The 21,822-nt window shown below is 66.8% G+C and carries 25 protein-coding genes and 1 pseudogene; 6 read left to right on the top strand and 20 right to left on the bottom strand.

From position 1 onward, the window contains the following. Positions 1 to 223: 223 nt before the first annotated feature. A complete protein-coding gene (locus tag ABD210_RS05580) occupies positions 224 to 1,057 on the bottom strand; it encodes an alpha/beta fold hydrolase (protein ID WP_344109506.1) in 834 nt (277 codons plus the stop codon). 33 nt (positions 1,058 to 1,090) lie between these two features. Then, entirely contained in the window at positions 1,091 to 2,461 is a 1,371-nt protein-coding gene (locus ABD210_RS05575; RefSeq protein ID WP_344109504.1) for an MFS transporter, read from the bottom strand. A gap of 101 nt (positions 2,462 to 2,562) precedes the next feature. On the opposite strand from ABD210_RS05575, the gene ABD210_RS05570 reads away from it, so the two are divergent. Continuing rightward, positions 2,563 to 3,168 carry a CGNR zinc finger domain-containing protein gene (locus ABD210_RS05570; RefSeq protein WP_344109502.1) on the top strand — a complete coding sequence of 202 codons (606 nt, stop codon included), beginning with the start codon at positions 2,563 to 2,565 and terminating at the stop codon, positions 3,166 to 3,168. 160 nt (positions 3,169 to 3,328) lie between these two features. Here ABD210_RS05570 and ABD210_RS05565 read toward each other — a convergent pair whose 3' ends face one another. From ABD210_RS05565 to ABD210_RS05555, 3 genes are all read right to left on the bottom strand, one after another. Further along, positions 3,329 to 4,066, bottom strand: a complete 738-nt coding sequence (locus ABD210_RS05565; RefSeq protein WP_344109500.1) for an alpha/beta fold hydrolase — start codon at positions 4,064 to 4,066, stop codon at positions 3,329 to 3,331. Between the two features lie 235 nt (positions 4,067 to 4,301). Then, entirely contained in the window at positions 4,302 to 5,117 is an 816-nt protein-coding gene (locus tag ABD210_RS05560; protein WP_344109498.1) for an MBL fold metallo-hydrolase, read from the bottom strand. Further along, positions 5,117 to 5,680 carry a dihydrofolate reductase family protein gene (locus ABD210_RS05555; RefSeq protein ID WP_344109495.1) on the bottom strand — a complete coding sequence of 188 codons (564 nt, stop codon included), beginning with the start codon at positions 5,678 to 5,680 and terminating at the stop codon, positions 5,117 to 5,119. The genes ABD210_RS05560 and ABD210_RS05555 overlap by 1 nt, the downstream gene beginning before the upstream one ends. Positions 5,681 to 5,781: 101 nt before the next feature. Between ABD210_RS05555 and ABD210_RS05550 the strand changes: the two genes are divergently transcribed. Then, positions 5,782 to 6,276, top strand: coding sequence for a winged helix-turn-helix transcriptional regulator (locus ABD210_RS05550; RefSeq protein WP_344109492.1), 495 nt, complete (start codon positions 5,782 to 5,784; stop codon positions 6,274 to 6,276). Between the two features lie 81 nt (positions 6,277 to 6,357). Here ABD210_RS05550 and ABD210_RS05545 read toward each other — a convergent pair whose 3' ends face one another. The 8 genes from ABD210_RS05545 to ABD210_RS05510 form a co-directional block, all read right to left on the bottom strand. Further along, positions 6,358 to 6,573, bottom strand: coding sequence for a response regulator (locus ABD210_RS05545; protein ID WP_344109490.1), 216 nt, complete (start codon positions 6,571 to 6,573; stop codon positions 6,358 to 6,360). Then, positions 6,573 to 7,406 (bottom strand): phosphatase PAP2 family protein, encoded by an 834-nt coding sequence (locus ABD210_RS05540; protein ID WP_344109488.1) that lies wholly within the window; start codon positions 7,404 to 7,406, stop codon positions 6,573 to 6,575. Before ABD210_RS05540 ends, ABD210_RS05545 begins: the two co-directional genes overlap by 1 nt. Beyond that, positions 7,403 to 7,795, bottom strand: a complete 393-nt coding sequence (locus ABD210_RS05535; RefSeq protein WP_344109486.1) for a vWA domain-containing protein — start codon at positions 7,793 to 7,795, stop codon at positions 7,403 to 7,405. The genes ABD210_RS05540 and ABD210_RS05535 overlap by 4 nt, the downstream gene beginning before the upstream one ends. Positions 7,796 to 7,845: 50 nt before the next feature. Further along, positions 7,846 to 8,916, bottom strand: a complete 1,071-nt coding sequence (locus tag ABD210_RS05530; RefSeq protein WP_344109484.1) for a sodium:calcium antiporter — start codon at positions 8,914 to 8,916, stop codon at positions 7,846 to 7,848. Between the two features lie 325 nt (positions 8,917 to 9,241). Continuing rightward, complete coding sequence (locus ABD210_RS05525) at positions 9,242 to 10,159, bottom strand: cation diffusion facilitator family transporter (RefSeq protein WP_344109481.1); 918 nt, start codon at positions 10,157 to 10,159, stop codon at positions 9,242 to 9,244. A gap of 180 nt (positions 10,160 to 10,339) precedes the next feature. After that, a complete protein-coding gene (locus tag ABD210_RS05520; RefSeq protein ID WP_344109479.1) occupies positions 10,340 to 10,510 on the bottom strand; it encodes a hypothetical protein in 171 nt (56 codons plus the stop codon). 443 nt (positions 10,511 to 10,953) lie between these two features. Further along, positions 10,954 to 11,541 carry a dihydrofolate reductase family protein gene (locus tag ABD210_RS05515; RefSeq protein ID WP_344109477.1) on the bottom strand — a complete coding sequence of 196 codons (588 nt, stop codon included), beginning with the start codon at positions 11,539 to 11,541 and terminating at the stop codon, positions 10,954 to 10,956. Between the two features lie 119 nt (positions 11,542 to 11,660). After that, positions 11,661 to 11,783: a hypothetical protein gene (locus ABD210_RS05510; protein WP_344109474.1), complete on the bottom strand. Its 123-nt coding sequence runs from the start codon at positions 11,781 to 11,783 to the stop codon at positions 11,661 to 11,663. A 43-nt stretch (positions 11,784 to 11,826) separates the two neighbouring features. Between ABD210_RS05510 and ABD210_RS32405 the strand changes: the two genes are divergently transcribed. Continuing rightward, positions 11,827 to 12,180 (top strand): low temperature requirement protein A, encoded by a 354-nt coding sequence (locus ABD210_RS32405; protein ID WP_425552630.1) that lies wholly within the window; start codon positions 11,827 to 11,829, stop codon positions 12,178 to 12,180. Positions 12,181 to 12,258: 78 nt separating this feature from the next. Here ABD210_RS32405 and ABD210_RS05505 read toward each other — a convergent pair whose 3' ends face one another. The 3 genes from ABD210_RS05505 to ABD210_RS05495 all read right to left on the bottom strand — a co-directional run bounded on the left by ABD210_RS05505 (position 12,259) and on the right by ABD210_RS05495 (position 14,515). Then, on the bottom strand, positions 12,259 to 12,993 hold the full coding sequence (locus ABD210_RS05505; RefSeq protein ID WP_344109471.1) for a GAF and ANTAR domain-containing protein: 735 nt from the start codon (positions 12,991 to 12,993) through the stop codon (positions 12,259 to 12,261). 46 nt (positions 12,994 to 13,039) lie between these two features. Continuing rightward, on the bottom strand, positions 13,040 to 13,747 hold the full coding sequence (locus ABD210_RS05500; protein WP_344109469.1) for a GAF and ANTAR domain-containing protein: 708 nt from the start codon (positions 13,745 to 13,747) through the stop codon (positions 13,040 to 13,042). Positions 13,748 to 13,816: 69 nt separating this feature from the next. Then, on the bottom strand, positions 13,817 to 14,515 hold the full coding sequence (locus ABD210_RS05495) for a GAF and ANTAR domain-containing protein (RefSeq protein WP_344109467.1): 699 nt from the start codon (positions 14,513 to 14,515) through the stop codon (positions 13,817 to 13,819). A gap of 414 nt (positions 14,516 to 14,929) precedes the next feature. On the opposite strand from ABD210_RS05495, the gene ABD210_RS05490 reads away from it, so the two are divergent. The 3 genes from ABD210_RS05490 (at position 14,930) to ABD210_RS05480 (ending at position 17,842) form a co-directional block, all read left to right on the top strand. After that, positions 14,930 to 15,721 (top strand): class I SAM-dependent methyltransferase, encoded by a 792-nt coding sequence (locus ABD210_RS05490; protein WP_344109465.1) that lies wholly within the window; start codon positions 14,930 to 14,932, stop codon positions 15,719 to 15,721. A 536-nt stretch (positions 15,722 to 16,257) separates the two neighbouring features. Next, positions 16,258 to 16,731, top strand: coding sequence for a universal stress protein (locus ABD210_RS05485; RefSeq protein ID WP_344109463.1), 474 nt, complete (start codon positions 16,258 to 16,260; stop codon positions 16,729 to 16,731). Between the two features lie 262 nt (positions 16,732 to 16,993). Beyond that, complete coding sequence (locus ABD210_RS05480; RefSeq protein ID WP_344109461.1) at positions 16,994 to 17,842, top strand: AAC(3) family N-acetyltransferase; 849 nt, start codon at positions 16,994 to 16,996, stop codon at positions 17,840 to 17,842. Between the two features lie 174 nt (positions 17,843 to 18,016). On the opposite strand, the gene ABD210_RS05475 is transcribed toward ABD210_RS05480, so the two are convergent. The 4 genes and pseudogenes from ABD210_RS05475 to ABD210_RS05460 all read right to left on the bottom strand — a co-directional run bounded on the left by ABD210_RS05475 (position 18,017) and on the right by ABD210_RS05460 (position 21,808). After that, positions 18,017 to 19,231, bottom strand: coding sequence for an RNA polymerase sigma factor (locus tag ABD210_RS05475; protein WP_344109459.1), 1,215 nt, complete (start codon positions 19,229 to 19,231; stop codon positions 18,017 to 18,019). Then, complete coding sequence (locus ABD210_RS05470; RefSeq protein ID WP_344109457.1) at positions 19,231 to 19,647, bottom strand: YciI family protein; 417 nt, start codon at positions 19,645 to 19,647, stop codon at positions 19,231 to 19,233. Before ABD210_RS05470 ends, ABD210_RS05475 begins: the two co-directional genes overlap by 1 nt. 374 nt (positions 19,648 to 20,021) lie before the next feature. Further along, a complete protein-coding gene (locus tag ABD210_RS32400) occupies positions 20,022 to 20,594 on the bottom strand; it encodes a DUF1345 domain-containing protein (RefSeq protein ID WP_425552629.1) in 573 nt (190 codons plus the stop codon). A gap of 288 nt (positions 20,595 to 20,882) precedes the next feature. Next, positions 20,883 to 21,808: pseudogene (locus tag ABD210_RS05460) on the bottom strand (divalent metal cation transporter). Between the last annotated feature and the right edge of the window lie 14 nt (positions 21,809 to 21,822).

Genomic DNA, 21,822 nt, shown 5'->3' with positions numbered 1-21,822 from the left:
GCACCGAATCCTCTCGGAGCCGGTATGACCCGTACGTGTCGGACCAAGGTGCGACAAGACTCCTTGCCGTCATCCTCCCGACACCGACGCCGTCCAGGCCGATGAACTCGGTGCAGCAGCAGGACCTCGATCACCCGGTGCCTGCGGCCGCCGGGCCTAACGACTCGATATCCAGATAGGACCCGGAGCGGTCACGCCTTTCAGTTCTCTGCAACGACGCAAGTCAGCCGAAGAAGGCTCGCAGCTCACGTGCGACACCTTCAGGTGCTTCCTCCGGAAGAAAGTGGCCACTGTCGGCGATTGCTTGGCCCCGCACGTCGTGCGCGTGGCGCTGCCAGTTGGACAGTAACGAGGACGAGGCCAGGGCACCCTGCTCTCCCCACAGCACGAGCATGGGCATCTCGGGCTTGCGGCCGGCAGCGGCGTCCGCCTCGTCACGAACATCGTCGATCACGTCGGCGCGGTAGTCGTCGAAGCCGCACCGCAGCGCTCCTGGCCGGGAGAAGGCGCGGACGTACTCGTCGACCGCATCAGGGGTGATGGCGTCGCGGTTGTGAGACATGCTCTGGTAGAAGAAGTTCAGGTACGCCGGGATGTCCGCGCCGACCAGCAGTTCGGGCAGATCCCGCTGACGATGGAACCACCAGTGCCAACTCTGTGCGGCGTCTTCCCGGTTCATCTGGGCGAGGGCGGGTTTCGGAGCGATGTCGAGCAGCGCCAACCGGGATACCTCCGCCGGATGGTCGAGTGCCCAGCGGTGGGCTACCCGCCCACCACGGTCGTGGCCCGCCACGGCGATCCGCTCGAAACCGAGTTCGCGCAACAACGCGGAAAGGTCGGCGGCCATCGTGCCTTTGTCCATCCCCCCGGCCGGCTTGTCACTGCGGCCGTAACCACGCAGATCGGGCACGATCACGGTGTGGTCGGCGGCCAGGTCGTCGGCGACGTGACGCCAGGCGTACCCCGTCTGCGGCCAGCCGTGCAGCAGCACAATCGGGGAACCCTCCCCGATACGCCGGTAGTGCATGCGAATGCCGTTGACTACAGCGGTTGCCATGGGTTCCTCCTTTTCGAAGAGTGCTCTGAGTTCTCAGGCGGTCGACGACCGAGCCTCCGCCTGACGGACCGTTTCCTCCCCTGGGCGGCCGAGAACACTCACGGCCACACCAGCCGCGGGCAGGATGGCGACCACGGCCAACGCGGCGGACAACGACAGGGCCGAAGCCAGGCCACCGACAACCGCGGTGCCGATCGAACTGCCCCCGTAGACCAGGAAAGAGAACAGGCCCTGAGCGGTGTCACTGTCCTTATCGGCCACCAACCTCGGTACCAGGCCGAACAGGACGGCTTGGGCGCCGGTGAATCCGCAGACCGCCAGTGCCAGGGCCACCACGACGAAAACCGGATCGCCGAGCGCCCCCAGCAGCATGCCGGTCATCGACAGCACGCCAAGCACCGCGGTGATCTGCCAGGTACGCACCCGTGACGTCAACGGGCGGATCAGCCGTGCGGCGACCAGGGAGCACAACGCCGCCGGAAGCAGGACCGCACCCACTTCGAGACTTCCCCACCCGGTGTTTCCTTCGATCAAGGCCGGTGCCGCGAACAACAGCGCGTAATAACCACCGAAGATCGCCAGGCCCGCGACAGCGCTGGTCAGGAAACCCGGCGCGCCGACCACCCGGCGAGGAACGAACCCGTCCGGCCTGCGACGTAACCGTCGCACAAGGATCGCGGCGGACAGCACCGCGGCCACGACGAGAGCGAGGATCACCGGCAGGGACAGCCCGGTGGATCGTGCTTGCAGCAAAGTCACGAACGCTCCGCCGAGCACCGCAAGGGCCGCGGCGCCGCCCCAGTCCAGCTTCTGCCGCGGCGTGTCCCGTTGCCCCGCGGGGGCGAGCCGAGCGGTGAACACGAGCAGCGGCAAACCCAACGCCGGCACTGCCATCGCGGCGCGCCAGCCGAGCCACGCCGTCAGGACACCACCGACCATCGTGCCGCAGGCCGAGGCCATTCCGCCGCAGGCGGCCACGGTGCCCAGCGCACGGTCCCGCTCTTTGCCCCCTAGAAGCCCGGTGAGGGCGCTGTAGGTCGCGATCATCATGCCGCCTGCACCGAAGCCGCCGATCAGCCGGCCCGCGACCAGGATCAGCAACGACGGCGCGAACGCCGCGATGAGCGACCCACCGGACATCATCACCGTCATCAACAGCAAAATTCGGCGAGTGCCCCACCTCGGCACCAGCCTGCCGGTTAGCGGCATCGCTAGCGCCGAGGTCAGCGCCCATCCGGCGAGAACCCAGGCCGTCGCTCCGAACGGCAGTCCGAGCGATCTGCCCACCGCGGGCAACGCGACCGAAGGAGCTCCCATCGCGACGAACTGCGGAAGCACCTGGCACCCGAAGAGAAATCCCGCCTTGCGCCCCGATGGACCAGCGCCGGCACGTCGGTCGGTCATGTCAGGTGAGGCTTCCGACGCGCTGCACGACATACGCTGACCTCACTTGGGGCGTAGTAGGCTAAATTAGCTTTGCGTATTACACATTAGAGGAGGATGGCGTGACAGGTCAAACGCCGTTTGACGACTACACCTTGCTCTCGCTGAACATTGCCGTCGATCTCGCGAACACGCTCCTGCCCATGGCGGGCGAGGACACCCTGGAACGCGCGGAGGACCTGCGGGACTTCCTGCGAGCTCACGACGAAGCCGTCTCCGCCGCCGACGAGCCCGCGGCGCGATGGCACGTGGACGCGGCACAGGTGCGCGAAACGAGGGAGCTGCGGGACACGCTGCGGGTGATCTTCGAGTTCGCCGCCACCGAACCGGCACGTGCCGTCGCCGCCCTCGACGCCGGCCTGATCGCGAGCGGTGCGACACCACGGATGAGCCACCGGGACGGGTGGCCGTACCGGTACTTCACCTCCACCCGGCCGGACTGCGCGAGCTGGCTGGCCGCCACGACACTGACTGGCGTGGCGGCGATGCTGAGCGAGTACGGCGGACGCAGGCTGGGCACGTGCACCGCATACTCCTGCCGCGCCGTCTACATCGACCTGTCCAAGAACACGTCCAAGGTCTACTGCTCCCAGACCTGCGCACATCGCCAGAGCGTCGCGGCATTCCGCGCACGCAAACGCGCGGGTTCTGTCAAGAAAACGGTGTAACTGATCTGTGATTCTGCTTGCGTCCGGCGGACATGCGTCCGTCGAACGTGATCTCGAAGCCGTTCAACGCTGCTTTCGTGCGCCGTGAGGCGCTGTGGTTTGAGTGGAGGTGAGAGACCGCCATCGTCGGGTCGTCGCAGCGGCCCGGCAGGAGCGCTGGTCAGCCGGCGACGGCTCTCGCTTCGGCGGCCTGCAGGATGAGTTGCGTCGCGGCCTCGGGCTGGGACACGAACGAGACGTGCGAAGCCGCGACCTCCACGATCGTCGCGTTGGCGCGCTCGGCCATGAATCGCTGCAGCTCCGGCGGGATGGCCTTGTCCTCGGTGCCGAGCAAATACCAGCACGGCAGTGTCTTCCACGCTGGCGGGGCCGACGGCGTGGCTGCGAATGCCGCGGCGGCGTAGGGCCGCTGTGCCGCGGCCATCACTGCGGCCTTCGCAGGATCGACGTCGGCGGCGAAGGCTTCTTGGAAGGCCTCGGGGGCGAGGTAGAGGTCGGTGCCCTCGCTCCCGTCGGGATTGGTGAACGGGACAGGCCGGATCGAGGGACCTACAAGGCTGCCTGCGAACCTTTCGAGGAGCTGCTGCTGGCTCTCGCCGACGTCGCACATCCAGCCGTTGAGGTAGACGAGTGCCTGGACCTGCTCGTTGCCGATGGCGGCGGTGGAGATCACATTGCCGCCGTAGGAGTGGCCGACGAGCACGATCGGACCGCTCAGGGTCCGCAGGAACTCGGCCAGGTAGGCGGCGTCGCCAGCAAGGTCGCGAAGCGGGTTGCCGAACCCGATGGTGGCATACCCGCGGTCCTGCAGGGCACGGATTTCGGCGTCGAAGCCGGTCGCGTCGGCCCATGCACCGTGGACCAGGACGATCGTCGGGGACTCAGCAGCCATTCTCATCAGAGCTCCAATGTTGACGGATTGCCTATGTCGCGACTGTAGACCTGTGAGGGGTGCCGGGGGCCACGGCAATCCAAGCGTATTTGGTATGTCGCAGTCACCCTTACGGACCTCGTGGTGGCCACCATCGCTGCGAGCGTGGCAATGAGCTGTGCCGGCGAGCCCGCGGAATGGGTGGGTGTGGCTGGTCTGGCCCGATGCCGGGCCTGCGACAACCGCGGATCGTTCAGGCTGTTCATGTCGTTCCGCCATCATTTCGCTGGGCGAGGCGTTGTAGTTGCCCTGTGTGCACGTTGTTCACCCATTCCCAGCCGCGCTTGGCCGACGGACCAACCCGCGGGTCGCTGAGATCCTGGCCGTCACGCAAGGCGCGCACGTACGCCCGATCTTGGTCGATCCGTGCGTGCACCTGGTCAGTTCCGCCGACGGACCCGTGGCCCGGGACAACGACATCGACATCGCCTGCCACGCCCTCGAGCAACCGCAGCGCGGTGAGGTAGTCCTCGATCGGGTCGGCGGTGCCGTTCAGGTCGAGCATCGGGATCAGTACATCCGAAAGCATGTCGCCGGCGACGAGAACCCCGCGCTCCTCGATCACCAGCGCCGCATGGCCCGGGGCGTGCGCCTGGTGCTCGACAATCCGGACGTGAGGGCCATCCCACGGAATCCGCGCGGTCTCAGCGGGAAGGCCGGTGATGAGGCCGAGCAGGTCGAGCGGCACCTGCTCGGGGATGCCGGCGGCCTTTGCGACCGCATCCACCCCGCCTGCCAGCCGATCCCTGGCAGTGGCCGCGCAGCGCGCGGTGGCGTGACGGGGCGGCGAGCCGAGCCCGGAGTGCCAGAGGAGGTGATCCCAGTGAGGATGCGTCGAGAAGCCCGCCACCACAGTCTGGCCGGAGTCGGCCAGGTCGCTGGCGAGGCAGTCAAGTTCGTCGGCATGCACCCCGGGGTCGATGAGCAACACGCCAGCCTGGCCCTGCACGACAACGGCGTTGCTCTGGCAGAACTCGCTCTCGTGGATCAGCACGCCGTCCGCGACCTGCCTCAGCATCAGCTTGCCTCGCTGACATCGCGGATGGCGTAGCGGCGCATCGTGACGCCTGATCCGAACGATCGCTGCTCAAGCAGATCGAGGTCGATCGGCACGTCGTATTCGTCGAACAGCGGCCTGCCGAAGCCGAGGATGGCCGGGTGGGTGCAGAGCAGCAGCTCGTCGAGAAGCCCCGCCCGGAGCAGCTGCGTAGCGAGCGCCGCGCCACCGACACTGATGGTGCCGTCGGTCTGGGCACGGAGGGCGGCGAGCTGCTCGATCGCGTCGTCTCCGCCGATGATCCGGGTGTTGTGATCGGCGCTGCGGCGCGTGCGGGAGACAAGCACCTTGGGCTTGGCAGTCCAGATCTCGCCGTACTCACGCATGTAGTCCGGCAGCGACACGTCCGCGCGCGCTCGTGGCCAGTACTCCTCCATGACCTCGTAGACGACCCGGCCCTGGACCATCAGCGCGAGCGCCTGCGCTTGCGCGTTGGCCTCGCGGTGAAATTCTTCGTCGATGCGCAGCCACTCGCCAGCACCGTTGTCCCCAGGAACCTGCTCGATCCGCAGGTCGAGGGACACGTTCATCGAATATACGAAGTGGCCCATCGTCTCCTCTTCCGAATAGTGATTGCGTTCTGCAAGTACTATATTTGGAGCGAAGTACCTGTCAAGGAGGAGTCGTGGAACCACGGTCCGGGTGTCCGATCAACGCCGCTGTCGAGGTGCTCGGAGATCGCTGGTCGTTGCGCGTGCTGCGCGATGTCATCTTCGGCGACCGCCGCTACTTTCGGGCGCTGCTCACCGGGTCGGTCGAGGGCATCGCTTCGAACATCCTCGCCGACCGCCTCGTGCGGCTCGTCGACGCAGGGATCCTCACCCGCGGCACCGCAGCGCGGGGGCAACGCGCTCGCTACAGCCTCACGGAAGCCGGCATCCAGACTCTCCCGATCATCTACGCCCTGGGCAACTGGGGCCTCGACTGGCGCTCGGGCAGCGCCGAGCTCCGGGCCCGTCAGCAGCTCATGCGCGATGAGGGTCCGGCGTTCATCGAGGAGCTTATGGACGACCTCCGCGCCCGCCACCTCGGCGCCCCGCCAAAGCCGCACGACGGCTCAGGCCCGCTCGAGCGCCTCGACGCCGCCTACGCCGCGGCATCCGACCCGACATCACCGTGACCCGGCAGCTTGGTGGACGGCCTGCCCAGCGACGCCCTCCCGAGCAGCAGTTGGGTCAGCTACTTGGAACCGCAGTCTGTGTTAGCGGCCTGACTCGATGGCGACGCGGATGGCTTGGATGATCGATTCGAGCTCGGCGTCCTTGTAGATCACCGACACGGCTCCGGCTGTCAGTGCGGCGTCGGCCTGTCGACCGCCGGCCGCGGACGTCCAGGCCACCACGCGAATCTGTGGCTGGAGCTGGACCAGTCGCCGGGTCGCTTCGATCCCGTCCAGGTGCGGCATGGCCAGGTCCATCAGACCGATCGGGTTGTACGACGTATGGAGCGGCGGGCCACGAGGCCGAGGGTGAGTCCGAGGGCCCAGCCTGCGATGGCGTCGCTGGGCCAGTGGTACTGCAGGCGGACGGTGGCGATCGCCACTACCGCGGCCAGGACGGGCGCGCTCCAGCTGACGATCCGGTCGGCCCGCGATCCGGGGCTGGTGGCCAGGGTCGCCGCGATGAGGAGCAGCGCGGCTGCTGAGGTGGAGTGGCCGGATGGATACGACATGCCACCGCTGTGGAGGAGATCTACCCGGCTCCAGGGCGGGGTGCGTCCGATCACCGTCTTGGCCGACCAGATCGTGGCCGCTACCACGACGACCCAGCCGGCCGCGAGCACAGCTGGCCGCGTACCCCGTCGGCCCACTAGGTGGATGCCGATCGCGGCGATGAGCACGGCGGCCAGTGTTGGGGGGCTGCCACCGTCGGCCAGCGTTTGCCACAGCACGTCAGGGGGTGACATGACCGGGCCGGTGGCTGCGATGACGGCGCGGTCCCAGTGCCGCAGCGGACCGTCTGCGGCCAGGTCAACGGTCACGACCGCGAAGATGATCCCGCTGGCGACGATCGGCGCCCAGCCGCACATCGAGGCCGGAGTCATCGTCTGGGCCGATTGATTGGTCGCCGGCGCCAGGCGCCCGGAGGATTGCTCGCCGCGCCGCAGGAAAGCCGCCAGCACAGCCAAGCCGACAGCAGCCAGCGCGAAGAGAGCGCCGACCCACACGGTGACCACGACGGGGCCGGTGAGGTGATCAGGCAACGACACAGCTGGCGTCGGTGCGCCCATCCGGGTCGCCGCGACGCTCACGGGATCCTCACCCCCAGGGCGGCCGTCGCCGCGGCGGCCGCGACGGCGAGCAGCATCGCTATCCCGGCGAACCGTGCCGTGACCTCGCGGTCGACGGTTTCGATGCCGACCGAGGAGCCGATGTCGTTGTAGACGTCCTTCAGCTCACCGGCCGACTCTGCGGTGTAGGCCTGGCCGCCGGTGGTCTGGGACAGTTCGCGCATCTCGGCGCGGTTCGGCGGGACCCGTTGCCGGATCCCGTCGAGTTCGAACGAGCCCGCGTCGGTCCCCAAGGTGATCGTGTAGACCGGCATCTTCTGTTGCTTGGCCGCTTCAGCGGCGTACTGCGCCCGGCGGCGCAATCCCGCCAGATAGACAAGGGGCCTATGGGTTAGCTGCTGGGCCGTCAAGCAGGCGTCTCGGGAACCCGGCAGGTGACGGCCCTGCGCGGCGAAGTCCATTAGTTGATCAGCGGGACGAGGCCGATGGCGAACACGATGTAGAACAGGGCTGCGGTGCCGAGGCGGACGCCGCTGAGCTTGCCTGCCCGCATGGTGGCGAGCAGGTAGACGATCGCCGCCATGGTGACCAGCCCGGACCACAGCAGTGCGTTGTCGAAGTGCCAGCTGGTGAACAGCAGACCCAGGCCGCTGGGAACGGTGGCCTGGATCATCATGGCGCCGGAGATGTTCGCCAGCGCGAGTTCGGTCTTGCCCTGGCGGACCCAGATGATCGCGTTCATGATCTCGGGCAGTTCGGTCGCGATCGGCGCGAGCAGCAACGCCGTCACCGCTGATGACAGCCCGATCATCGGGCCGACGGCCTCGAGCTGTTTCACGAACAGTTGCGACGCGGCGAAGATGACTGCCAGCGCGGCCACGGTCTGCGTCACGACCGCCCAGGTCGCCGGCGACGTCGCCTTTGACTGCAGCTTCAGCGGGGCCAGGTCCTCGCCCTGATCGTGCTCGCCGGCCTCGTTGGTGTCCGGACCACCGCGCATCTCGCGCCAGAAATACACTGCGTAGGCGGCGAAGAACAGCAGCCCCAGGGCCGGCTTGAACGCGAACGCCACCAGGCCGAGCGCGACCTTGACCACGAAGATCGCCAGGAACCAATGCTGGTCCTTGGCCAGCCGGGCAGTCACCTCAGCGCTGCACAATGCCTCCTCGACCGGTGACTGGTCGGCTGGTGACTGGTCCGCAGAACCTCCGCCGGCCGCGGCCAGCACCATCGCCCGCTTCTTGCGGCGTTGCAGGACCAGCATCGCTCCGGTCACGCCGTACGCGACCGTGCCCAGCGCCAACGGGCCGCCCATCGCGGCACCCACACCGATGTCCTTGGCCTCGGCGGTAGCACCGGTGGTCACCGCGACCAGGGTCACCACCGACTCCGGCAGCGCAGTACCGAATGCGGCCAGGATCGTCCCGACCGCGGTCTTGCCGACCTTCAGTCGCAGCCCAAGCCATTCCACCGCGTTGACGAACCACTCACACGCCAGATAGATGACCACCGCACACACGATGAGCAACACGAAATGCCACATATTGATCGCCCCAGCTCTCAAGGCGACGCGGGGACGAGGCAGCCTGAAAACAGACCTCGGCCCGCGACGCATAGCGACGTCTACGGGCCGAAGGTCTCGCCCACCCGGCAGTTACTGCGCGGGTGCCGCGGCCGGAGACCAGAGGCCTCAGTGTGTCGACGCGCGGGCTTGTGGACTACTCCCCTTCGGTGACACCCAGCCTGCCATCATTTCGTCACTTTCGCAACTAACGAAATAAAGCCTCGCCAGTGCCACCGCTCGATGAGCAACGCGGCTCGGCGCCCGACCGCCTCGCGGTCGGCCACCGATGTTGTCACTGGGCGCCGGAGTGTTGGTCAGCTGGCTCCTGGAGAGGCTCAAGGTGTGTCGAGACGACCGCGTGAGGTAGCTCCTTGCGTAGGTCGGCCGCGATTTGCTGGACCAGCTCGTGCCCGCGCCGGATGGTCCAGTCGCCGGGTACGCGGGCGTGAACGGTGACGAAGGCCTGCTGGCCGGCCTGGCGGGTGCGCACGTCGTAGATCTGCACGCTCGGGTTCTCCCGCGTCCGGAGCACCTGGCGGATCTGCGCCTGTTCGGGCTCGGGTAGCGCGCGGTCCATCAGTCCGCCGATCGAGCGGCGCAGCAGGCCGACTCCGGTGTAGACGATATTGACGGCCACTGCCAATGCGATCAGAGGATCGAGCAGCTGCCAGCCGGTGATGGCGACTGCCGCGACCCCGACGATCACACCGACCGAGGTCCACACGTCGGTCATGAGGTGCTTGCCGTCAGCCTCCAGAATGATCGACCGGTGCGCGCGGCCGGTGCGGAGCAGCAGCAGACCGACCACGAGGTTGATCACGGACGCACCGGTCGACAGCAGCAGCCCGAACCCCACCGACTCCACCGGCTGCGGGTGCATGAGCCGGTCGATCGCGGTGACCGCGATGCTGATCGCCGCGACGAAGATCATCATGCCTTCGGCACCCGCAGACAGATACTCGGCCTTGGTGTGACCGAAGGCGTGCTCCTCATCGGCCGGTTTGCTCGCCCACGCCAGCGCACCCAGCGCGACGACGGCAGCGACGAGATTGACCAGCGACTCGGCGGCGTCCGACAACAAACCGACCGACCCGGTCAGCAGGTACGCCGTGCTCTTCAGGCCGATGGTCGCCAGCGCCGCCGCGATCGACAGCCACAGCAGCCGGAACAGCCTGCGATCAGGCGCGCCCGGTGAAGTTATCGGATGCATGAACAGTCTCCTTCAAGGCAAGGCTCACTCCCGCGGCGCAGGCCGTCGATGCCCAGCCGGCGAAAATCAACTGGTTGCAGGGAATCTGGCCAACCGACGAAGGGACGCTGGCGATCTGCCGGTCCGAATTCTTGCGCCGCGAGAGCAGCCAGATGACGTCCCCACGGGGCTAGCCGCAGGTCACCGCTCAGACTCCTGGCCGGTGGCCTCGCCGAGGCTGCCGGCGGCAGTGTCAGTGACCCTCTGGCCGGCCAGGTCGGCGACAGCACCAAGAGGCAGGTCGACACCAGTCACCTCGCTCACCTTGCCACTGGCGCCCTGCAACAGCTCCGACGCCTTGTCTTTCAACATGCCGAACAAGCTCATCTCCGAACCCTCCGGTTCATGGGACTGCTGGGACAACAGGCCCCGTATGGAGTGCCCCGGCTGCCAGCGGTCTCGCGGAACGAGATTCTCTTTCGAAGGTCCGATTCTGCCTTCATTTCGTCACTTACGCAAACAACAGAATGGAGATGAGGAGCCAAGGTGACACTCCCCTCCGGATGCCGCGAGTTGTACCTATCACGGCCTGGTTACCGAGGCGCGCTCTGTGACAAGTACCTCTGCATGAAGGTGACTCCTTCGACGCCTGCCTGATCGCGGTCGCCGCGGCAACGCCGAGGCCTTCGGTGTCGAAGGCAACGACCTGGTCGAACACGAGGGCATCTCTACCGCAACCCTGCGCCAGGGCGACACCGAGGTTGGTGCCGATGAGCGTGCACTGGCTAGTGGGTACCTCTGTGCTCGAAGTGCGCCTAGCGGACCACGCGATAGTCGACTAGAAGGTGGCCAGTAGCTGAGGCAGTGCTGCGGATCGTCTCGAGCTGTATGGGTGGCAACCCGTCAAACAGTCGTTGCCCGCTCCCGACGATCGTCGGCGCGATGACGAGCCTGAGCTCGTCGACGACGTCGGCAGCAAGCAGCGTCCGAGTGACCGAAATGCTGCCGTGGACGCCGATATCGCCGCCCGGCCGTTCCTTCAGGTCCCGCACGAAATCGACCAGCCCGCCGTCGATCACGCGCGAGTTGGTCCACTCGCGTTCGAGCCGCGTCGACGTTGCGACGTACTTGGGAACGGCGTTGATGAAGGAGGCGAAAGGCTGGATCTCGCTGCCTGGCCAGAACGCAGCCCATTCGTCGTAACTCCGGCGGCCGAGAATGACCGCGTCCTGGGTTTCAATGAGATTGGCGCCGCTGGCATCCGTTTCGTCATCCCAAGCGGTGATGAACCGGTCGGGAGCCTCAGCCACTCCATCGAGAGACAAGAAGTAACCGGCGACTACCTTGCGCGGGCTCTGGCCAGTCTTCTTCTCGATGGTGTCGGGGTGAGCCTGGAACGACATGGTGGAACTCCTTCGGAGGATGTCGGGAGTGGTTGAGGGTCACCCCTACGTCGGACATGACATGGGCATTTCGACACCGAAGCAGGAACTTCTCGCTCTTTGACAGCCGAATGGCCGAGCTATGGCGCGAGGCTGATCGTGGTTGGGGTGCCCTGGCGGGTCAGCTTGGCATAGGGACAGATCGCCGCTGCCTTCGTGAGCATCCGGGTGGCTGTCTCACGCTCGACTTCTGGCCAGCTCACGACGAGGTCGGCTTGCAGCCGGTAGCCACTATCAGCGGGGTCAGTGTCTCGTCCCTCGTCGTGCTGTTCGCGCCCTGGTGGCTCTACTTTTCTCGAGGCTCTCAGCGACCGCCGCAACCGGTCCTATCTGTGTGGCTACGGTCACTACGGCATCTTCGCGGCCCTGACAGCCCTCGGCGCCGGCCTCGAGGTCGCAGTCGAGCAGACCGGCCACCATCTGAAGGCATCACCACTCGCAGTCGGCTACGCCGTCGCCATCCCGGTGGGCGTCTTCCTGACCCTGCGCTGGGCTGTACACCCGATCCGAGATCCACACAGCCAGCCGAACCTACGACGCCGCGATCGACGACCTCCTCACCCGAGCAGGCCTCGCCGCCTGAACCAGACCCAAACTTGACTCATCCGGAACGACAGACACGGTCCAAGCTGGGTAGCCACAACAACAGCCTGGGGCGGCAGACTCAGCAGATCGTCACTACTTGCCGTGCCCCTGGGTCTTGGACAAAGCCGCGTCCAGGGAGCCGTCGATCACTGCGGCGGCGACAGTACTGAGCTTGCGTCCGTTGTGGCGGGCGTAGGCGCGCAGCATCGCGAAGGCCGCGTCCACGTCGATGCCAGTTCGCTCGGCCAGTACTCCTTTGGCCTGTTCGATGAGGATGCGGCTGTTCAGCGCAGCCTGGAGTTGCTCGGCGACGATCTCGCCGTGGCGCACGGTGCGTTCCTGCAGCAGCCCGATGGTGGCGACATCCGACAGGGCCTGGCCCACCGCGAGGTCGTCGTCGCTGAGGCTGGACTGGTTCCGGCAGAACAGGTTCATCGCGCCGATGACCTGACCGCGCAGCCGCAGCGGCAGGGCGTGCACGGACCGGAAACCGGCCGCGGTGGTCGCGGCCTGGAAACGCGGCCAGCGGGCCTCGACCTCGGCCAGGTCGATGTTCACCACCGGCTGCCCGGTGGCGAAGCAGTCCAGACAGGGCCCCTCGGAGGCCTGCAGTTCGAACAGCTCCAGCACCCGAGCCTGGTCGGTGGTAGACGCCAGCACCTGCAGCTGGCCTCGCGAGTCGACCAGGATCAGGCCGGCCGCGTCGGCCTGCAGCAGCTCGACGCTGCGTTCGGTCAGCGTGTGCAGGAAATCGATCACGTCGAAATCGGTGACGAGGGTGTCCGCGAGCTCGACGAACACGCCAGCCAACCGCTGCTCCCTGCTCATGGCAATCTCTTCTCTGACGCAATCCTGACCCGTGACCGGGTGCTGCCTATTCATGATGATCGTCTTCGGGCTGGAAGCGAAGCCGTCGGGCGACGACGTCCCTGGCCACGTCGATCAGTGGACGTTCACTGCTGTAGGCGTGGGCCTGGAGTAGGAGGAGCGCCTCCGTCAAGCCGACCGCCGCCTGCACCGTGATCATCCCAGTCGCCTCATGAATCTCACGGCGGCTCTCGACGGTCTCCGCGAGCCGGGGGTGCAGCGGCAGGCCCCGCGGGGCCTTGTCCTGCAGGTGCAACAAGATCGTGGTCGCGGCCTCGGCGAATGCCAGCGCCTCGCGCAGCTGGAGCCTGTCCAACGAACCGGTCGTGTCGCGGTACAGATCGAGCACTCCCAGCCGGATCGCCCCGACCTGCAACGGGAACGCGAAAACAGCCGCGATCCCCGCCTCGAGTGCGCCGGCGGCGAAGCCCGGCCACCGCGAAACCCCTGTCACGGCAAGGTCGGACTGCAGCACCGGCCGCCGGTCCCGGGAGGCATCCACACACGGCCCCTCACCCAGAGCCTGCTGGAGGTCTTCCATCACCGCAGCTGCCCCGTCTGTGGCCGCGATGGTGCCGCCGTGACCTGCCGGGGTCATCAGTGCCAATCCGACTCCGCTGACCGGTATCGCCACAGCACAAGAGCGGCACAGCCGCTCGGGGAGCGCGCCTCGGTCGCCGGCCATGACGTCGGCCAGGATCTGCCGAACCCGCAACGATGACACCTGATCAGACCGCCCACCCACTCCACATCGCCAACCGAGGCCAAACCATCGATCAGCTGCTCACCGGTCATCCGTCGGCTTGACCGGCTGGTGACTGGTCGGAAGCCGACGGGTGGTGACCAGCGCGCCGGCGACGATGCGGAGCTTGACGTTGTTGTCTTGCGAATAGCGGCGCAGCACCGCGAACGCCTGGTCGGCGTCGATGCCGAACCGCTCCATCAACAGGCCCTGAGCCCGGCCGATGAGGGTGCCGGCCTCTACCGCGTGCGCCAAAGTTGACGCGTCCCGGACGGTTGCGACCGCGACCGAGGCGTGCCGGGCCAACAGACACGCGGTGGTCTCGTCGACGGTGGTGAACTGGCCAGGGCGGTTCGCATACAGGTTCAGCGCGCCCAGGGTCGACCGGGCAGTGAACAGCGGGACTGTGAGCACGCTGCGCAGCCCGAACTCGGCTATCCGTGGGCTCCACCGTGGCCACCGCTGGTCGACAACGGTGTCGCAGAGCAAGACACTGGGGTGATCCCTGCTCACCGGTACACATGGCCCCTCGCCGTACTGCAACTGCAGCCTGTCAGCGTGCGCCAACCGCTGGTCCGTGACACCGGCTGTCTGCAGGCCCTTCTCGCGGTGAACCAGGACAACTCCCGCGCAATCGCACCCGGTGGCGTCCACCGCGTACTCCAGCACCCGAGCCACCGTTTCAGCCATGCCTGACGCGTCGTACAGCTCCACCGCCAACTGCGCGAACCCTGCCACCATGTCTACCCCCGATGAACGGGGACCGCCGAGGTAACCGACAACCACAGGCGGCTGGCGATCTCCAGTACGTGTGAGAACCATGGCCCGACTCCCTGCAAAATGAACACTCCGCTGGAGCGCCGCCGGGTCTAGGGCAGCCGAACACACCGCCCCAAATTCAGCGGTGTATGACACCTCGAACCATACTGCCAATCCGCACCCACAGCACCACCGAAGTCCACAGCTGTACAAGCAAGTCGAACGCCCAGCTGGGCGGCGTTCAGCAGGCCGAGCAGCGTGGTCGGCACGCGGCTACTTCGGCCACGTCCGAAGGCACCAACCGGGTCGTTGAGCCCGCACCTGTGATCGTGTTGGCTAGCGGCACCGAACTGTCAGTACCGCTGGTGTCCGCTTGGCTGTAGCAGGGAGTTAAACGTGCGGGACATTGTCGTCGACCCCGGTGCCCACAATCGGGCAGCCTGGGACAAGTATGTCCAGGAGGGCAATGAGTGGTCGAGGCCGGTGAGTGCTGAGGATGTCGAGCGCGCCCGCATGGGCGACTGGTCGATTGTTCTCATCGGGCGTGAGCCAGTCGACCGCTCCTGGCTGCCGGCGGACCTGACCGGCAAGAACGTGTTGTGCCCAGCCTCCGGCGGTGGCCAGCAGGGTCCGATCCTCGCCGCCGCAGGGGCGCGGGTCACCGTGTTCGACAACTCGCCCCGCCAGCTCGGCCAGGACCAGATGGTGGCGGCGCGCGACGGACTCGAGCTGCGCACCGTCCTGGGTGACATGCGCGACCTCAGCGCCTTCGGCGACGCATCATTCGACGTTGTGTTCCACCCGGTCTCGAACTTATTTGTACCCGACTTGGCACCGGTGTGGCGTGAGTGCTTCCGCGTCCTGCGACCGGGCGGAAGTCTGCTCGTCGGCTTCCTCAACCCTGATGTGTACTTGTTCGACCACGAGGCCCTTGACGAGCGCGGCGAACTGGTCGTCGTGCACAAGCTGCCCTACAGCGACGTCACGCAGTACTCCGCCGAGGAACGCGCCACGAAGTTCGGCGCGGATGCCCCTCTCGAATATAGTCACACCCTCGCAGACCAGATCGGTGGGCAACTCGCGGCGGGGTTCGTCCTCACCGGCTTCACAGAAGCACCGCACCAATCCAACGCATCCGGCCAATACATGTCGCACTATTTTGCGACGCTTGCGGTCAAGCCAGGCTGACCCAGCCGCGGCGCCGGCCGAGACGGCCCTGAACAACGAAATGTCATTCGAAGATAGGCCACTGGTCTGCCCGGGCAGCTGTTCCACTGCTCGGGCGAGCTCCAACTGGACCGGCGGCGAGTTCGGGCGACAAGTTGCCCATGGCATCAGTGTGCACCACCGTCCCTGCCGCTCTGTTTCGTTGGCTGGCGGGACTGGAGAGGGTCACTGAGGAAGGGCGTCGAGCCAGGCGAGTGCTGCGTTGTGGATAGCGTCTTAGGGCGAACCAGGGGCAGCGAATCGCGATGCTCGCCTGAACGACCACGAGTCCCGGGTCATACTGCGCCTGGCGTCGGAGGCCTACAAAGCCGAGGCTGCGCCAAGGACACCGGACTCGGGAACCTGCCGTTGCACGACTCGCAGCGGGCCTGAGGAGGAACCGTGGATGCGATGGCCGGTGCAGCGGTTCAGGCGATCCGCTACCACGGGTGCAGGCCCGATATACGCCGAGCAGCGGGGTAAAATCTTGGGATTGTCGCTGAGGGATCGAGGATCCGATGAGCGAAACGTATGACCCGGCCGCCGCGGAGCGGGAACTGATCATCGTGGGGGTGGACGGCTCCGAATCCTCCAAGCGGGCCTTGCGTTGGGCCACCCCGGAAGCGGAGCTCAGAGCTTCGGATGTGGAGGCCGTCATCGCCTGGGAGCCACCCCAGGTGTTCGGATGGATGACTCCACCAGCGGCGGGGATGGAGGTCGACTTCAGCGCCGAGGCAAAGCGAGTTCTCGAGGACAGCGTGAAGTCCGTCCTCGGTGCTACGCCGCCAGTGCCCGTCCAGTGCAAGGTCGTGGAGGGCCGCGCCGCGACGGTCCTGGAGAGGGCCTCCGGGCGTGCAGACCTGCTCGTCGTCGGGAACCGTGGACATGGCGCCGTGGAGGAGGTTCTGCTCGGCTCGGTCAGCCTGCATTGCGTCTTTCACGCAACGTGCCCTGTCGCAGTGGTCCGTGGTCACGAACCACTGCGCGGCTAGATGTACTCCTGAGATACAGGTGAGGACACGACGGTGGAGCAGACCGTTTCGTCTTGGCCGCTGGGGAGATAGATGGCTGTATGCCGCAGGCCAGAGATGATGCACGGGCCTAGCAAGCAATCGACGCGCGGCTGACGTCACCGAGCCACTCCACGTTGCAACGATGACTAGAACCCAACTTGACCGCGCGCTGGTCAATATTCGGCTGCCAGAGACAAAGTGGTGGACTGCGCATCCCTAGGAATGGTCTTATCGCAGTGCCATGGATGAGGGTGGGGTTGTTACAGAGGATGAGATCGCCGAGGGCCTTGTTCGGCTGGGCCTGGACTCGACCTCGTCGGTGCTCGTGCACGCGTCGTTGCGGTCATTCGGCCGAGTCGACGGAGGGGCTGAAGCCGTCTGCCGGGCCCTGATCGGAACATGCGGGACGGTGATGATGATCTCCGGCACTTGGGACCTCACCGGGGTCGCCGCACCCCCCGGCCTGGTCCGGCCGCACAACGCTTACTTCAACGCAGAGACCTGGGCAGCCTTCGATGAGGCGCTTGGGAGCGCAGTCCCCTTCACGCCGGACCTGCCAGTCGACCGCTGGCTAGGACGTGTCGCCGAGACTATGCGGCTGGGCTTCGCACACGAGCGCAGTACACACCCTCTGTTCTCCTTCCTAGCGATCGGCACTCATGCGCGACGGTTGATCGAGGCCCAACGGCTCGAGTGGCCGCTCGGACCGATCGAAGCGCTTGCCGAGCTACGCGGGCATGTACTGCTCCTCGGCGTCGGCCACACGTCGAATACGACGATTCACCTTGCTGAGCAGCAGTTGGGCCGGTCGCGGTTCTATCGGTACGCCAAGGTGGCACCTGGGTCGTGGATGGAGCTGCCAAATGTCTCAGGCGAGAGCCACAGGTTCGACGAGATCGAACCCGAGTTGAGGCCGGTCACGACTGAGCTACGCATCGGCGACTGTCGCGCTCGACTGATCGCGGTAGAAGATGTGCTGGCATGCGCGAGCAGGCTCATCGTGACTGACCCAGCAGCCATGCTGTGCAGGGACCAAGACTGCCGGTGTGAAGCCGCACTGCAACAGCGGCTAGCCATCCTCCCCTGCTGAACTGCGACGGCGGCCTGAAGCGGGACAGGAACTGAGGCCGGCGACCGTGGGGAATGCGCGGAGTTCGAGAACCAATTCCTGCTCCGCAAGTTCGCAATCGGCGAGGGTCGGGCCTCGCGGGTCACTGCGCGTGGCAGCCTTGATCTGCTGGCAGCTGTCACGGCGAGCGGTGTATTAGCCCAGCGCGGCGGCCTTGCGGAGCAGCACTGAGCGTTCGCGCTGGTTGGCGCACAGCCGGGCCGCCAGCTCCAGCTCGGCGCGAGCTTCCGGTCGCCGTCCGAGCCGGGCCAGCAGCTCACCGCGTACAGTCGCAACCAAATGCGAACCGGGCAGCCGGTCCGAGGCGATCAGCTCGTCCACCATGGCCAGGGCTCGCGCCGGACCCGAGGCCATGGCCACGGCGACGGCCCGGTTGAGTTCGACCACCGGCGAGGGCGCGACCCGGCCGAGCGCTTCGTAGAGCACCACGACTCGGTCCCAGTCGGTCGCGTCGACAGAGGGCGCCGACGCGTGGGTGGCGGCGATCGCGGCCTGCAGACCGTAGGGGCCGAGGCCGCGAGTCGATGCCTTGGCCAGCGCGGCCAACCCACGGCGGATCGCCGAGAAGTCCCACAGCCGCCGGTCCTGGTCCTCGAGCAGGACCGGCGAACCGTCCGGGCCGGTCCGGGCCGGGAAGCGCGCGGCCGTCAGCTCGCACAACGCGAGCAGGCCGTGCACCTCGGGCTCGTCCGGCTGCAGCGCGGCCAGCGTGCGGGCCAGCCGGATCGCCTCGTACGCGACCTCGGGGCGCAGCAGCCGGTCGCCCGACGTGGCCGTCGACCCCTCGGTGAAGATCACGTAAAGGACGCTGAGCACGCCGCCCAGCCGTTCCCGGCGCTCGCCGGCCGCCGGCACCTCGAACGGCACCCCGGCCGCCGCGATCGTCTTCTTGCCCCGGGTGATGCGGGCCTGCACGGTCGGCACGGGTACGAGGAACGCGCGGGCGACCTCCTCGCTGGACAGGCCGCCGACCACGCGCAGGGTCAGCGCCACCCGGGCCTCCGGGGAGAGCACCGGGTGGCAGCTGACGAACATCAGCGCCAGGACATCGTCGTCGATCTTGTCGGGGTCGATTTCTTCGTCGACCGCCGGCTCGGCCGCCAGCAGGGCGTATCGGTCCTGGAGGGCGGTCCGGCGGCGGATCGCGTCGATCGCCCGCCGCCGGCCCGTGGCCATCAGCCATCCGGCCGGATTGGCCGGAGGGGCAAGCGGCCACGACACCAGCGCCTCGGCCACCGCCTCCTGAGCCGCGTCCTCGGCCAGCCCGAAATCGCCGGTGAATCGGGTCAGCGCGGCGACGATCCGCGCCGACTCGATCCGCCAGACGGCCTCGACGCCGGCCGTATCCATCAGCTCTGGCCGTTGCTCTCGCGCCCGGCCCGCTCCTTGACGATCCGCTCGTTGTCCTGCGGGAGCTCGTCGCTCCCGGCCACCCGTCGGACCTCGATCTTGGACCCGGGGACCGCCGGGACCCGCTTGGCCCACTCGACCGCCTCCTGTTTCGAGGCGACATCGAGCAGGAAGTAGCCCCCGAACAGTTCCTTGGTCTCTCCGTACGGCCCGTCAGTGACCACCGGGGTCTCGCCGCTGAAGTCGACCACGACGCCCCGGCCCGGGTCGTCCAGCCCTTCGGCCGCGAGGAGAACACCGGCCTTGATCATCTCCTCGATGAACCGCCCGGTCGCGGCCATCGCCTCGTCGATCGAAGCCATCATGGCCGCGTTCGTCTCATCGGTGCCCCGCATGATCAGCATGTACTTCGGCATCGCGTTCTCCTCATCCGGCGGGGCCGCCTCTCGACCCTCGCACCCACAGGTCGAACGAGCGGCCTGCGGATCGACACGGCCCCTGAGAAATCTCTCGCCGCGACACAGCCGATCCCTCCGACCCGCATTTCGCCCGTCAGACCGGCCCCTGAGCGATGGGTGACGCGGACGCCTTGCTGATCAGAGAGCTTAACGTCGCCGCTTTGGAATGCGGCAACGCTCACACGGATCTGGGAAAAGCATTCGGGACGCGGCCAGTAATTTCTTTCCGCTACCTGGCTGAAGACGGGCGAGGTAGGGGTAGCCCTCTAACCGTCCGGGAGTGGAGGCCGACAGGCGAGAACGCCCCCCTCTGGCTGGCAAGCGGCGTACGGTCAGTATTGCCGTCGGCTATTCGAGCTGTGCCGCTCAAGGCATGACCGTCCTCGGTTTTCGACCAATCTGCATGTCCTGCGATTGGGACGGGATGCATGGACGGAGCACCGATGGGTGCAGATGAGATGACTGTCGCCACCGATGGAATCCTTACTGCTTTCCAGACGCTGCTGGTGAGCACACCGAAAGTCGAGGACTTTCTGGCCGAGGTGGCCGGGCTGGCCGCGAACGTGGTGGTGCCACGGGCGTCGTGCGGTATCACTACCCACTACAACGGCAAGCCGCGCACGATCGCGACCAGCGATCGGCGCGCCGCGCTGGCCGATGAGCACCAGACCGACCGCGCCCAGACTCGCCACCGCCGCGATCAGCACGATCAGATCAGCGCCGGCCCGGCCCGGATCTTCCCGCGTTGAACGGCTGGCCGTCGCCGACGAACCCATCGAACCTATCGCCAGCCATACCCAGCCGGTGAACACGAGCGCCGCACAATCCCAGCCTGCCAACGGGGCATAACCCCAGGCGCCGGCCAATCCCGTCACGAGAGCCGCACAGAGACCCGTGATCAGCATGGTCGCGAGCCTGGTGTGGGAGGTCGCCGATATCCATCGGCTACTCGCAGGATCGCCGCCCGCCGCTCGCCGCTCGCCCGGAACTCGCTGTTCTCGTCATAGCGCCAGTCAACCAACTGGATCCGCCGGTCTATTTGAGCTCCCCCAGGTGGGTAAGGAGCATGGGGATGGGCCCGCGATCGCGACTATGCAGATGACCGCGAAGAAGAGCCAGGCCAGCGGTCGGGAGAGGGCACCGCTGACAAGGCGGCCCATTATTTGCCGGTCCTGGGACACGCGGATGATCGGTCAGAACGACAGCGGCATCGCCACCGCGGAGGCGATGACCGCGTACTCGGTCAGGTCGACGGGATTGACGCGCGTCTGAACGATCGCGTAGCCGATGCCGAAGGCACCGAGCACCGCAGCGGTCCACCGCTTGGCCTGGCGAAGGCCGTTCTTCTTGCCCCACGGCCAGCGCTGGTGCTGGGCAAGGGTGTAGGCACAGGAGAAGGCACTGTCGAGCGTGGCGCCGCCGATGGCACAGAAGGCACCGATCACGGCGGCGTAGAAGCCGATCGGGCCGAGCTCGCGCAGCGCCTCCTGGAGAACCGTGCCGAGATGCTGTGGAGTCACCTGCAGGGCCAGCAATTGCTGGGCCGCGACGACGGTCAATGCGACCGCGATGAGACCGCCGAGCGGGAATCCGAGCAGGGCGTTGGCCCGGTTCACTGGAAGCTGCTCCTCGGTCCAGCCCTCCTCGATGCCGCCGGAGGAGTAGGAGTAGATCCCATACGGCATCATCCCGGCGGCGATCATGCCGACCACGAAGTACCAGTACTGCGCGCTGCCGCCGGAAGGAATGAACCCCGTACCGATCGCGTGCCAAGCCGGCCGTGGTGCAATGCGGCAATGATGTAGACCAGCAGACCAAGGCCCAGATAGCCGAAAACCCTCTTGATCATCGCGAAGTGCAGCAGCAAGCTCGCCGCCACCAGCAGGGCCAGCCCGATGAGGGTGAAGAAGCCTTCGTTCCATCCAAGGACGCAATGCATCACCAGGCCGAGGCCACCGAGTTCGGCCGACAGGGTGATGAGACATACCGCCAGTCCGGCGACCAATGTTGTCGTGGACAACCATCGCGGGTATCGGTCACGCGCCAGGTCGAAGTTCGCCTTCTTGGTCACGATGGCCACGCGGCCGCTGAGCTCTGCGAACACGGTGAAGCCGATCACGCCGATAGGTACCG

It is taken from the genome of Kribbella alba, assembly GCF_039529635.1.
GTDB lineage: Bacteria > Actinomycetota > Actinomycetes > Propionibacteriales > Kribbellaceae > Kribbella > Kribbella alba.
The sequence above is the reverse complement of the archived record's forward strand: the minus strand, read 5'-3'. Positions and strand labels throughout refer to the sequence as shown.